Genomic DNA, 12174 nt, shown 5'->3' with positions numbered 1-12174 from the left:
CCAGTTGCGCAGTTCGGTGTAGGTGAGAGGGTCGGGTGACCGGCGGATCTGGAAGAAAACGCCCAGCAGGTAGGCGAGTTCATCTGGGATTGGAGGCGTCTGGAGCTCTGGGGGCTGCTCGCCGATGACTCTGGCGATCTGTTCCAGGTGTTCACGAGTCGTGCGCTTCGAGCCCGGAGCGCGCTTTAGGAGCTTTAGCTCTGCTTCGGCGTGTCGCTCGAGGGCTCCGAGGCGATCCCGAAAAAACGGGAGCGGTCCGCTGCCGCGCTATCAACAGCATCCGCGACGATAGGCGCGTTGGAGAGGAATTCACGCACTGCTTCAGGCGTGCAGGGTTCGTCGAACGACCAGTCGGCCACCAGGGAGACGAGGCTGTTCATGACGGCCTCATCCCGAGCAGCAGCGCGGTCCCAGTCGCTGGCGTTGGCGGGCAGGTCACGCATGGTACGCGATCCTTCGAACTTCACCTTACGGAAGGCGTCGGAGTCGATGCCCCGTACCATCAGCCAATGCTCCGAAGGGCTGCCGTCGGCCTGCATCAGTTGCATCTTCACGCCCTTGTCGGCGTTCGGCTTCGTGTAGAAGTCTTCTTTGCGCATGGTCTCTCCAGACACAAGAAGCCCCTCCGAAGAGGGGCCGCTTGATTAGCTGCGGGTGATGCGAAGGGTGGTGGTGCCGTCGTAGCCGGCCGAGTAGGTGTACTGCGGGATCACCGCACCAGGACCGCTGACCTGCTTCTGGCCTTGGGTATAGCGAACCTTCGGCAACTCTATGGTGTAGCTATCGGTACCCTCTTCCAGCACAACGATGTGGCTGGTTTCGGTCTCGTTCAGCACCTTGGCCCACAGGGAGCCGTCCTTGAGGTAGGCGTTCATGGTGCCGGTGACGGCAGCGATGCCGTTGGTGACGCAGTAGGCCTCGCGCTGGAACAGCGAGAAGGCGGCCTCCATGCCGTTATCGAGACTCAGGTTCCACTCCGTGGCATAGGCGATCACCTGGCCGCCTTCGGTGAAGGAGCCGTTGGTGGTGACCATCATGTCGCTGGTGGTTGCGGCCATGAATGTGGCGCCGCCGGGGATGGTGTAGGGCTCGGCTTTGGTGCCGATCATCCCAAAGGTAATACCGGCCTTGTCGCCCAGCGGGGCCGCGATGTTCATGGTGTTCACGCGGCAGCCGCGGTAGATGTAGTCGGCGCCGATGTCGGAGTGACGCTCGAGGATGGCGAAGGAGCGCTCGGTCGAGCCAACGATCAGCACGTCACCGGTCCAGGTTCCCTGAAGTGCCGCCTCGATCAGGTCGTCGAAACTGCCGAAGCTCACCTCGGCGGCGATCTCGCCCTGGACGCTGTAGTTACCGCCGCGGCTCGGCGCGCGCTGCCGGGCCTGGTTGATCTCGGCCGACTCGATCTGGTTGATGTTCGGGCTGAGGCCTTCGGTGACGAAGCGGATCGGCTTGAACTGGGGGTTACCCGGGATCGAGCCTTCCATGACGATGGTGATCGACGGGCTGGCCGCTGCGTCCACCAGGGTGACGGCCGAGCCGTCGACGTTGGTGACGGTGATCTTGCCGGCTGCGGCGGTGGCGATCTTGCGTTTGCCGTTGTTCGCCGCGTTGGCGAACCCGGAGACGGTGATGATCTGCCCGACGCCCAAGCCTGCAGTCAGGAAGCCATTGCCGGAGTCGTTGTAACTGGAGTCCGACGCGGTCGCGCTGATCGTAGCGGCGGTCTTGGTCGCGCCCTCGAGGACGTAGTAGAGCTTGACGGCAGAGCCGTTGGCGAAGCAGGCCATGGGTTATACCTCCGGGCGGATGGTGTTGGCGCTGTAGTAGATGGAGACGTTGATCTGCTGCCAGCCGTCGACGGGCCGGAGGTTGTTGCGGGTGACGCGGTCGATGTGGACGCATTGGGTCTGGTAGACCAGGCGCCGGCCGGCAACGAAGTAGTCGCGCAGCTTCTGCACGGCGGCGAGGATGTTCCCGGTGCCGTCGTTCATCGGGTAGTTCAGGTCGACCTGGAAGAGGCCGACGGTTTCATCCATGCCGCCCACACCGAGGCTCGAAGGGTCGGTGCTGGCCGGCAGGTTGAACCAGGCCGCCCAAGGCAGTGACGGCGACGGCGGGGTGAAGCTCTTCCCTTCATTGGCAGTAGGGATGCCGAGCGCAGCCGCCGTCAGCCCTGACACCAGGGCGGCGTTGATCTTGATTTCAGACATTGGTCAGACTCGAAACTTGGCGATGGCGGTGTCGACGATGCGCTGCACGCGCGCCAAGTTGCGGCGCACCATGCCGTTCGGGGCTTGCTTGCTGCTGCCGTACTCGAGCTTGTCGATGTAGGGGAGCGAGTTCGACATGAATGTCTCCTGCCCTGCCCCTTCCGGAGTCTTGGCAACGATTTCTGAAATGGCGGCCGATCCCGACTTATCCTCGCGGTTGATCTCGCCCTGGGCCGGCTTGTCAGTGGTCGTCACCCAGTTGCCGCGGGCGCGGCCTGTGTCGACAGGGGTGTCTTTCACCGTGCCGCTGAAGAAGTCGATGGTCGCTGCCCTGGCGATCTTGTCCTGGGCGTCGATGATCTTCCGGACCGCGCTGTCCATGTCGCTGGTGAAGCTCATCACTTGCGCCCCTGGCAGAAGTACACAAGCGGAGTGCCGGCGGGGTTCGCTTCCTTGACGTTCACAACCTGCCAGAGCACGCCGTCGACGTCGATGCGGGTGGTAAGCGCAGGCGCCCAAGCCAGCCCCCTGGCGGCGATGATGATCTTCTTGTCGCCCTGGCGAATCTCGGAGCCTTCGGCGTACTGCTGGCCGGATTCCTGCAGGGTGTAGTCCAGCAGCAGGAGCTGGGCCGGCTGGCTAATGTCAGTCGGCGGCGTGGTCCACGTACCGCTCACATCGTCATATACGCCTGCGGTGACGTCGCGCAGGGTCTGCTCCGACCCGAAACGGCTGATCAGGCGCAGGGCCGTCGCAGCCATTCGGTCGTAGAAGGCGCTCATGCGCGCACCAGGCGGCCGTTGTAAGGACCGAAGGTGTACTTGGCGAAGAAGCCATCGGACTGACGCCCTGCGGCAGCCTTGGCCTTGTAGCCGCTGATGGCGCCGTACTTGACGTCGACGGCGCCCTCTACGCGCTCCTCGGTGACAGCACCAGTGCGGGCCTCGGGCGGGTCAATGTCGTCCTGGTGGATTTCGCAGGCCAGCGCCATCTGTCCCATCTTGATGTTGCGAGGCAGTGAAGCGCCATCCGCCATGAATCCACGACGGACGGTGTAGTAACGCGGCCAGGGCAAGCCCTGCTCGTCATGAAGCTGGGTGCCTACCCACTCCATCGCCCACATGGCCACGCCAGCGCGGCGCAGGATCGCTTCGCGCGCGGCGGTGTCATCCGGGATGGTCCAGCCGTAGTCACTGGCGAACTGCACCAGTTCATCAACGGTGGCGAAGGAATCGGCATCAGGCAGGCCGCCGCCAGTTTCAATGACGAGGGCCATGGTCAGGCTTTACCTTTCGCCATGGCGTCAGCGGCAGCCTTCTTCAGGCCTTCGGCGACGACAGAGCCATCCGCACGGACGACGGAGTAGTTGCCGCGGCCCTTCTGGACCACAGTCAGCGCCTGCTCGGTCTCGGTCTCGGTCTCGGTCTCGGTCTCGGTCTCGGTCAGAGTGTTCGTGACCTCCTCAACCGGAGCAACAGCAGCAGGCTGGCCGAGCAGCTTTTCGAGTACGAAGGCGGCGGCGTGGCCATCCTCCATCTCCGGCACCGTCCATTGACCGTAGGCGACGCGGGCGAAGTAGGCCTCACTGGCATCGACTGCAACGCCAGCGTAAGGCGCCGGGCCATGGGCTTCCACCGGAACTCCGGCGAGAAGAGCATCATGGCCGACGTTGCTGTTCCAGGTGATGATCTTGCCGGCGCGTGCCAGAACATCGCTCAGCGGCTCAGATTCACCACCGGCAACCGGATGCGCGCGATACTCGTCGTGCTCAACGGTTTCTACCCAGGCTTCCAGCTTCTCCACTGTGTCGAACGGGTGGGCGGCATCGCCAACCACCTGGGCGCAGAGGATAGCCGGGCCGTCGCCCTTCACGGGCTTCTGGATATCCAGCCCCAGCGCCTCGAAACGGTCGCTCGGGCATTCGAATTCGGGGATCTGGTTCAGACCGCCCAGGCCAACCTGCCAATAGCCGTCTGCATCGTCAGCAGTGGCGCGGCTCAGGTAGCCGTAGTCGATCACGAGGACCGGCACGTCGCGCTCCTGGTAGTCACGCAGCGCATCGGCGCCCTTGCCGCGCAGGCCAACGATCACAACGAGGTCGAAGTCCTCGATGCAGCCATGCCCGTAGTCCGGCAGGGATCGGAACAGTGCGCGCTGGCCCTGCAGTTCGAAGCCATGCTTCATGGCCACTGCGGCAACCTGGTGGTCCCGCGCGTAGATACCGATCTTCATTGCAACCTCCAAAAGAAAGCCCCTCCGAAGAGGGGCTTCTGGCCTTAGCGGCTCTGGATGACCACGCCCGCGAAGTCCTTGAAGGAATCGCGGTTCGGGTCCCAGTTGGTGCCGGTACCCAGAGCGGTGTCGGTGGGGTTGGCAGCGCCGTTGGCGATGTCCCACTTGAAGCCGCGGACGCCCAGGTTGTAGGCGAACTCACCCTGCAGGCGGGTGATCAGGTTTTCGTTGCCGGTCACGTTCTCGATGACCAGCTCCTCTTCCTCGGTGTTCTCGACGATCAGACCGCCGGCGGTGAGGCCGAGGGTGTAATAGTCGGTCACAGCGGTGGAGCCGGAGCCGGAGTTCACGAGCAGCGCGTCGGAGTCGGTCACCAGAACCGGGCGGTTCAGGGTTACCGGGGTGCCGGTGGCCACGTTGAAGTTCGACACGCCGTCGATGTTGGAGGTGATCTGGTTCTGCACCAGGTCGTAGTAGGCCTTGGAGTGCATGACCCAGCACACGATCTGGCTGCCGGCGTCGCCGAACTTCGACAGGCCGGAGACCAGGCCAGCGGTACCGAGGGTGCCGTTGGTGGGGATGGTGTACTTCACCGCAGCCTGGGCGTTCAGGGCTGCGCGGCCGGCACGCAGGGCGGAGTTGAGCATTTCCACCTGCATGGCCTTGGCTGCCTGCTCGCCGAGGATGAAGGACATCTCATCTTCAGCCAGGCCGGCCATGATCTTGCGGAAGGCGTCCTTGGTCTGGTCGACCGGGCCGATCTTGCGGTTCAGCTTGACGCTGACCCACTCGTCCTGGGTCATGCCGAGGATGGTGGCGGCCGAGGTGCTGGTGGTGTCGCGGCGGGTGATCAGGTTCGCGACATTCTTGAAGAACGCCTGCTGCGAGAAATCACCGCGGCGGCTGAGGGTGGACAGGGCGATCGCGCCGGCCGAGGCCGCGTTGAACGCGTTGCTGTTCTGGGTCAGGGTCTCGATGACGCCCGCCTGGAACTGGTCCTGATAGACCTTGAAGTCAGAAGCTTTGCCTGCGGCCATGATTCATTCTCCCAATGGCTTAGGCGGGAAGCGCCAGGTAGGCGTCTTTCCCGTTTTTGCTGATGTATTCGGCCTTCTGCTTGGCGGTCATCTTGGACCGCGGGGTGCCCGGCCGAACGTCGCTACCAGTGCCGCCGGCGCCGCTGCCACTGCCGTTGGCAGGGAACCAGTGCGGGCGAGTCTCTTTCATCTCCGCGAACCACTCCTTGAGGGTCAGCGGCTTGCCGTCTTTGCCGAAGCGACCTTCTTTGGCGATGGGGTTACCCTCATCGTCCAGCTCGAAGTCGCGCGAAGCAGCCAGCATGGCGTCCTCCATGGCGAACTTGTGGACGCCTGCGTCGGTGGCGGCGCCGATCACCTCGCCCTTGAGCACGCGGGAAGCGAACTTCTCGGTGCGGGACTGATGACGGGTTGCCTCGTCGCGGGCGGCCTGCAGATCGCGGTCATAGCCGGACTTCATGCGCTCAGTGCGCTTGGTCAGGACTTCGTCGATCTTGCCGGCTGCGATGAGCCCGGCTTCTTCGTCGTCCGAGAAGCGCTGCAGGATGGATTTCACGGCCTCGGGGTCGATGCCGTCGAAGGTCTTCAGCTTGTCGCCCTGCTCTTTCAGCTTGCCCAGGAGCTCGGAGTTCTTGGTCTTGAGACCGCCCACTGCCGCGCTGACCTGCGCATCGATCAGAGCCTGGATTTCCGGGGTGATCTCTGGCCCTTGGCCGCCACCACCGTTACCGCCTTCGCCGCCTTCTTCCTGCATGAACAGCTGCTTGAGTTGGAACATGTGTTATCCCCTTGGGACTGTTGGCGCCCTTGGCGCATAAAAAAGCCCCGGCATTGCCGAGGCTGGAAATGAAAAAGCCCGCACTAGGCGGGCTTCTGGAAACTGGTTTGATCAGACGATCTCAGGCTTTTCCTTGCCGGTGCGCATCTTCACGATCCGCCCTTTCAGGGTCCTGCAGACGTCGCAGATGTCTCGGTGGATCACAGTCCCCTTGGTCCGGCGCCCGTTCTTCACGAAAACACCGTTCTCCACCGTAACAGCGCTGCGGCCGCCGCACTCCGGACAGGAAAGCATCCCGTCCGGCTTCGGGGCGTTCTTCAGACGCTGAATGAGCTTTTCCTTCTCGGTCGGCTCACGCTTGGGCACTAGGCGAAGGTGATCAGTCATGCAGCGATCTTACGCCGCAACACCCGCCCGCTCAAAGAGGTCTTCGTCGCGCTGTTTCAGCTGGTCCAGGGTGTAGACCTTGCCCTTGTCGTTGGTGAACTTATCGATGTCCACCTTGCCGTCGCGGAAGAGCTTCCCGCGGGTCGGGCCAAGAACTTCGTCCTGGAAGGCAGCCGGCTTGTCGCGCAGCCAGTCGCTGTAGGTCACGTCGTCAGCGACATACCCGTCCATGCTCGCCTGGGTGCCCTTGCCGATCTCTTCCTTGGTAAGGCCCAGTTCCTCCCAAGACTTGATGACAGGGGTGGAAGTGCTGCGACAGTTGATGTGCCGCGGCGGCATCGGGCCTTTTCCGATCGGGAAGGTCTTACCCGACAGGCTTGCGCAGGTGATCGTGGTCCGGCCGTCCAGCGTGGCCAGGAATTGCCATTCATCCACCAGGTCGTCGTTCTCCGCGTAGAAGGCCTGGCGGGTGAAGTTCGACAGGTGGTTGACCGAGGTCCGGACGATTGCCTCGGCGTTCCGGCGGTCAATCTCCAGCAGACCGTCTGCGTAGCCGGCAGTGCGAGTGCCGCGAATCCGACGGACCATCTGGTCAATCGTCTCGCCTTCGACAAATCCGGTGCGAACGGCATCCCGCACGCGGGTCATGCGGTCCGCTTCGAGGTCTTTGGTGAACTCCGAGAGCAGCTTGCCCTGGAATGGCCTGGCCATCGCCGCCGCGTAGACCTGCTGAGCGTTCACAGTGTTGACCGGGACAACGACCTGGACTGGCTCAGGGATGGTGTTCACAAAGAGCTTGTGCTGGTAGTCAGCCTCGTACGCAACGTAGGCCTGCATCTCTTCATCGAGCTCACGCCCGAGAGCTTGATAGGCCTGGGCGTTCAGGGATTTCACTGATTGAAGCAGTTGGTCCAGGCGCTGAACCGTAAAGCTACCGGGCGACATCTGCTCAATCGCTTCCATGAGCTTGGCATAGAGGTCGTTGTCCACTCTGTTGAGTAGCGCGATCATGCGCCGCACCACGCCATTGCTGAACCGCTGCATGCTGACCGCGTGCGCGATCTCGGCGTCTGCCAGCTTGTCGTTAACCGTTGCCACCGCCGGCTCCCATCATGCCGAGCGCTGGGCCTTGCGACTCGATGCGCTCCTTCTCCGAATCCCAATCCAGTTCGCTGGAGAGCACACCTCGGCGCTGGTACTCGCCGAACAGGGTCTCGTCGGAGAGTTTGCCCTGGGACGCCATGCTCAGCAGGGTCGGCATGGTCGCTTCCGGCGCGTAATCGATCTCGAAGTTACCGCGCGCCTGAACGTGGCCGCCGTCAGTCTCTTCGATGTAGTCCGCCATGATCTGGAGGACCTGGGCGTAAGCGTCCTCGAACTGGCCGGACATCATCTGCAGCGGCGACATTTCGATTGCGGCGTCTTCCTGGGCCTGCTCGGCGGTCTTCGGCGCGGCATTCTCCAGACGCAGGAGCTTGGCGCCGGCAATGCGCATCTCCTCGATCATGTCCTTCAGGGAGTCGCGGCCCGCCTCGATGGCCTTGCCGCCGTGCTCCACGTAGGAGAGTTTGGCTTCCGGGTTGTCGTTCTTGGCCAGCGTGCCACCACCGATGACGATGGCGTGATCTTCCTCGAAGCCTGCGCCGAACAGAATCGGCACCCTGGCGTAGTGCAGGATCGTGTCCTGGTCGCTCTGGCTCTGCCAGTGCTTGACGTTCAGATAAGCCAGCTCCATCAGCGGCGGTTTACCGGTGAGGAATCCGGTGCGCTTGGTGTAGAACGGCACGATCGGGATGTAGCTGAGGCTGGAGGGGCCGCTGTCGTGGACGTACCAGCCATCCTTCCCGGCGTGCCGGTAGATGGCCCAGCTACCTGGCTCGAGCACGCGTATCTGCGCGACAGCCTTCTGGCCGAAAGCGCCCTCATCCTCGTAAACGCATTCCTCGTAGCGGAACTGCAGGAGCTGGCCGCCGGACTCCTTCCAGCCCAGGACCTGCTCAGGCCGGATGTGGATAGCGTATGGTCGCGCGCCAGTGGTGATGACGTCCGCCTCGGTGACGATGGTTTCGCCTTCCGATTCGTTCGCCGGGCTCTGCGGGTAGTCGACGTAGACAAAGCTGATCGACTTGGCCAGGGCGTCCTCGAACCAGCCGCGGCCGAACACTGTGCCGTTGTTGCCCTGCTGATCGATGTCCTGCCAGTACTCGCGCAGGCGCGCAGGGACGTCATCCATCAGGTGGATCGGCTCGGCGAATACCCGGCTGCCCATGTTCATCACGGTTTCCGAGTAAGCAGGCAGCAGCGTGGACGACAGCAGGCGGCACTTGTAGGACTCGGAGTCCTCGGCTGGCCAGCGCGGCAGCAATTCCTCACCAGCAACACGCATCGCCCCAGTCCCGCCCATCAGCGGACTGACGATGGCCCAATGGGCACGCATCTTCTGCACGTCGGGGCTGACGATGCTCGGATCATCGCTCATTGGGTTACATCCTTAGGGGCTCGGAGGTTGCTTTGCGAATGCGCTTGGTCTTCGCCACTGCGAAGTACCGGAATGCGTCTGATCCGTGGGATGACCAGTCATGCAGGGGCTTGTCCTTCCAGCACCCGTGCTTCTCGTCCCACTCCTTGCGGTAGTTCTCCAGGGCGTTCAGACCCTCTTCGCACATGGCCTCGTCGAAGGCGCAGCGCGGAAGAATCTCGCGGACCTGCTCGATGCCCTCGTCGACACCCAGCTTCGGCACCACGTTGAACTTGATGGCGTACCGCTGGCCGTCGATCTCGTAGCCTTCCTTCGCCAGTTCTCGGCGTGTCTTGCCGTCGCTGCCGAATTCTCGGTTGTCGATATCGTGCGGACCCCAGTGCTCGCCATATGCGTAGCCGCGGCCCCTGGCCTTGTCGCGGAGGATCTTGAGGTAGTGCCTCAACCCCTCGCCGCTGTTCTCGTAGTAGTCGACGGCATGAAACTCTTCGCCGACCTCACGTACGAACCAGATCGCGGTGGAGTCGCCGACACCGATGTCCCAGAAGGTGTGAACCACCTGGTGACTGTTGTCGGGAAGCTCGCCGATGCGCTGCTTCTCGTAGAGCTTCGAGAACTGCTTGGCGTAGTAGGCGCCCTCTACCGACTGCTGGAACGCCTCGGCCGGCGTCGACGGGTATTCCCGTTTCATGTCGTCGCCGAGGGTTCTCTCCTTGGCGGCGTACCAGGCCTTCTGGCCTTCGCTCAGTTTGATGCCGTGCTTGGCCTCAAGCTCCTTGAAATAATCCTGCAGGCGCTGCGGTGCCGGCGATAGCGGCTCAACCTGATACTCAGGGCTCCGCCACCAGGGGAAGAAGAAGAACTTCCAATCCAGCTTGCCCAGCGGCGCGCCGGTGATCTTCTGCCTCTCGGCCGCCTGGCTGAAGTCGAAGAAGTAGCCAGCCCGTCCTTCCGCCGTCGACTCGATGGTGACGACGCAATCAGCAGCCACTGCCTCGAAGGCGCCAGTGACGATCTCCCTGGCCTTGTCAGGGTACTTGGCGCAGATCTTCCCGAACTCGGAGACGTGCAGGTAACGCAGTGTACCGCCGCGAAAGGAGGTGCTGACGTAAAGCGAACCGCCCTTGGCGAACACCAACTCACCAGCCGCGTCGTTCCTGGCTGGGTTCGCTTTCCTGATCTGCTCGGGCAGGTGGTCGTAGGCGTACTTCACCTTCTCGCGGAACAGACGCTTGGCGTCGTTCAGCGTGTGAGCGATCAGCGCGCACTTGGCCGACTCGAACAGCGCCGCATCCAGTTGGATGATGCACTGCTCAGTCGTGAAGCCCAGCTGGCGGGCCTTCAGGATGATGTTCCGGGTGTGCAGCCCCTCGAAGTAATCGAGCTGCTCCGGCGTCATCCGGAACCTGACCTTCTTACCGTGCCGGTCCGTGATGAAGTAGAGGTTGTTCAGGCGCCATTGCTTGTCCCTGAGCAGCTTCAAGTGCTCGGGCTTCATGCTCAGGCTTCCTTCGATAGCTCATCCATCAGCTTGGACAGCTCGTCCGAATTGGTCGGGGTGTCTTTGTCGTCCAGGCCGAATGCCTGGCGCTCCAGGATTTGCAGGTTCTTCATGGCCGAGGACAGCTGGAACAGGGTCTTGGCGTTGCTGGGCAGCGCGACTGCGGCGAGCATCGTGGCCCGGCGCATTCCGTTCTTGTCCTCGCGCGTCTCGTCCTCGATCGCGTCTTCGATCTCTTCCCGCTTGCGGATAGTCAGCAGCAGGTCATCCATCAGCAGATCAGCAAGGTTCGTGGCCTTGCGAATGTCCCGGCGATGGGAACGAACTACGGTGACTCCTTCCTGGGCAGCCTCCTCGATAATCCCGGCATCATCCTCAGGGTTCGCAGGTTGATCGTCGCGAACCTCGCCGCGAACGAGTTTGTTGCGAACTTCCTTGCGGACCTGCTCGGAGAGGTCGCGCTCCCATCCGCCAGCCTTTGCACGCTTGCGGATAGCGGTGTCGCTTACCCCGTGGCGATCAGCGATTGTGCGGATCGACAGGGCGCCGGCGCGGAAGGCGCGCTCGATAGCTTCCCAGTCGGTCTGCTTAGTAGTCATTGCCGCTAGCCCTTGGGCAGAGTGAAGGTGCGAATCAGCCCGCCGGTGCAGGTGTCACGCTTGGCTGCAAGCTCAACGGCCTGGAGGGCGGATGCACCCATGTCCATGGCGGTGAACGCATGGTCGCGCCCACTGCCGATGGCATAGCTCCGATCCAGCAGAACCTCACTCTCGTATACGCGGCCATCGCTGAAGCAAAGAACCGAGAGCTTCTCGTCACGGAATACCAGCGCCCTGGCATCGAGGTCGAAGCCTGGGACTTCGCCGAAGTACGCCGCGATCAGTAGCTGGATGTCTTGAGTACTGCCTGCTCCGAAGAACAGCACGCCATCGCGCTCTCTCTTCTTGTCGAAGTCGTCATACATCACCGTGTCGCCGGCAGTTACCAGCGAGTCGTAGGCGATCACTCCGTCCTTGTAGGCGATGGTGGTCATTGGCTCTTGAACTCGAACTTCATGCCACGCATCGCAGTGTCAGCGATCTTCTCGCCGTCCGGCTCCATGCCTGTCAGCCAGGCGAACACCATGCAGGCGCGGACATAGGGGATTACCCACCATGCGCGCTTGATGCTTACGGTCAGTTGGGTGGCGGCCATCACTCACCTTCCTTCTGCTCTCTCGGCAGAGAGGGCTGGGCGATCACCCGCGACACGGCGACGGCGATGCCCAGGATCATGTTCACCACAGAGAACACCAGCGGGTCGACGGCGCCCTGGAATGCAGACCATCCGGTTGCGGCGGCGTTGAGCGCCACTCCAAGGATGGATAGCTGCACACTGCTCAGCCGCCACCAGTGCTTGGCTTCAGGGATGAGCTCCATCTGGTTTCACCGCGGGTAGTTGTTCGAGGCTTTCGGCGTAGCGCTTCCACTCGGCCGCGTCTTTCATGGCCTGGCGGAGCTTCCGGCGAATCGGCTCGATGGGTTCGCATTGGCAGTCACAGTGGCGGA

Annotated in this window: 17 protein-coding genes; all 17 read right to left on the bottom strand. The window is 62.7% G+C overall.

The features are described from left to right. Window positions 1-194: 194 nt before the first annotated feature. Window positions 195-599 carry a hypothetical protein gene (locus tag A6723_RS11495; protein WP_054908739.1) on the bottom strand — a complete coding sequence of 135 codons (405 nt, stop codon included), beginning with the start codon at window positions 597-599 and terminating at the stop codon, window positions 195-197. Window positions 600-644: 45 nt separating this feature from the next. After that, window positions 645-1790 carry a phage tail tube protein gene (locus A6723_RS11490; RefSeq protein WP_054908740.1) on the bottom strand — a complete coding sequence of 382 codons (1146 nt, stop codon included), beginning with the start codon at window positions 1788-1790 and terminating at the stop codon, window positions 645-647. Window positions 1791-1793: 3 nt separating this feature from the next. Further along, window positions 1794-2213, bottom strand: coding sequence for a phage tail terminator-like protein (locus tag A6723_RS11485; RefSeq protein ID WP_054908741.1), 420 nt, complete (start codon window positions 2211-2213; stop codon window positions 1794-1796). Window positions 2214-2216: 3 nt separating this feature from the next. After that, window positions 2217-2612, bottom strand: a complete 396-nt coding sequence (locus A6723_RS11480) for a hypothetical protein (protein ID WP_064979682.1) — start codon at window positions 2610-2612, stop codon at window positions 2217-2219. Continuing rightward, the gene (locus tag A6723_RS11475; protein ID WP_054908744.1) at window positions 2612-2995 is read right to left on the bottom strand and encodes a hypothetical protein; all 384 of its coding nucleotides are present in this window, start codon (window positions 2993-2995) and stop codon (window positions 2612-2614) included. The genes A6723_RS11480 and A6723_RS11475 overlap by 1 nt, the downstream gene beginning before the upstream one ends. After that, complete coding sequence (locus A6723_RS11470; RefSeq protein WP_054908745.1) at window positions 2992-3489, bottom strand: DnaT-like ssDNA-binding protein; 498 nt, start codon at window positions 3487-3489, stop codon at window positions 2992-2994. The genes A6723_RS11475 and A6723_RS11470 overlap by 4 nt, the downstream gene beginning before the upstream one ends. A gap of 2 nt (window positions 3490-3491) precedes the next feature. After that, entirely contained in the window at window positions 3492-4445 is a 954-nt protein-coding gene (locus A6723_RS11465) for a hypothetical protein (RefSeq protein WP_064979679.1), read from the bottom strand. Between the two features lie 44 nt (window positions 4446-4489). Further along, window positions 4490-5482, bottom strand: a complete 993-nt coding sequence (locus A6723_RS11460) for a major capsid protein (RefSeq protein WP_054908747.1) — start codon at window positions 5480-5482, stop codon at window positions 4490-4492. A gap of 19 nt (window positions 5483-5501) precedes the next feature. Then, entirely contained in the window at window positions 5502-6260 is a 759-nt protein-coding gene (locus tag A6723_RS11455) for a hypothetical protein (protein ID WP_054908748.1), read from the bottom strand. A gap of 111 nt (window positions 6261-6371) precedes the next feature. Continuing rightward, the gene (locus tag A6723_RS11450; protein ID WP_054908749.1) at window positions 6372-6647 is read right to left on the bottom strand and encodes a hypothetical protein; all 276 of its coding nucleotides are present in this window, start codon (window positions 6645-6647) and stop codon (window positions 6372-6374) included. Between the two features lie 9 nt (window positions 6648-6656). Further along, the gene (locus tag A6723_RS11445) at window positions 6657-7745 is read right to left on the bottom strand and encodes a minor capsid protein (protein WP_054908750.1); all 1089 of its coding nucleotides are present in this window, start codon (window positions 7743-7745) and stop codon (window positions 6657-6659) included. Beyond that, window positions 7732-9126 (bottom strand): DUF4055 domain-containing protein, encoded by a 1395-nt coding sequence (locus A6723_RS11440; protein WP_054908751.1) that lies wholly within the window; start codon window positions 9124-9126, stop codon window positions 7732-7734. Before A6723_RS11440 ends, A6723_RS11445 begins: the two co-directional genes overlap by 14 nt. Window positions 9127-9130: 4 nt before the next feature. Then, window positions 9131-10624: a hypothetical protein gene (locus tag A6723_RS11435; RefSeq protein WP_054908752.1), complete on the bottom strand. Its 1494-nt coding sequence runs from the start codon at window positions 10622-10624 to the stop codon at window positions 9131-9133. Between the two features lie 2 nt (window positions 10625-10626). Beyond that, entirely contained in the window at window positions 10627-11226 is a 600-nt protein-coding gene (locus tag A6723_RS11430; protein WP_054908753.1) for a hypothetical protein, read from the bottom strand. 5 nt (window positions 11227-11231) lie between these two features. Further along, the gene (locus A6723_RS11425) at window positions 11232-11660 is read right to left on the bottom strand and encodes a hypothetical protein (RefSeq protein ID WP_054908754.1); all 429 of its coding nucleotides are present in this window, start codon (window positions 11658-11660) and stop codon (window positions 11232-11234) included. Further along, entirely contained in the window at window positions 11657-11821 is a 165-nt protein-coding gene (locus A6723_RS32125; protein WP_175405543.1) for a hypothetical protein, read from the bottom strand. Before A6723_RS32125 ends, A6723_RS11425 begins: the two co-directional genes overlap by 4 nt. Beyond that, a complete protein-coding gene (locus A6723_RS11420) occupies window positions 11821-12045 on the bottom strand; it encodes a hypothetical protein (protein WP_054908755.1) in 225 nt (74 codons plus the stop codon). The genes A6723_RS32125 and A6723_RS11420 overlap by 1 nt, the downstream gene beginning before the upstream one ends. Window positions 12046-12174 lie beyond the last annotated feature (129 nt).

The sequence above is a fragment of the Pseudomonas sp. AU11447 genome (genome assembly GCF_001672555.2).
Classification (GTDB): domain Bacteria; phylum Pseudomonadota; class Gammaproteobacteria; order Pseudomonadales; family Pseudomonadaceae; genus Pseudomonas; species Pseudomonas nitroreducens.
This window is presented reverse-complemented; position numbering and strand designations above follow the sequence as displayed.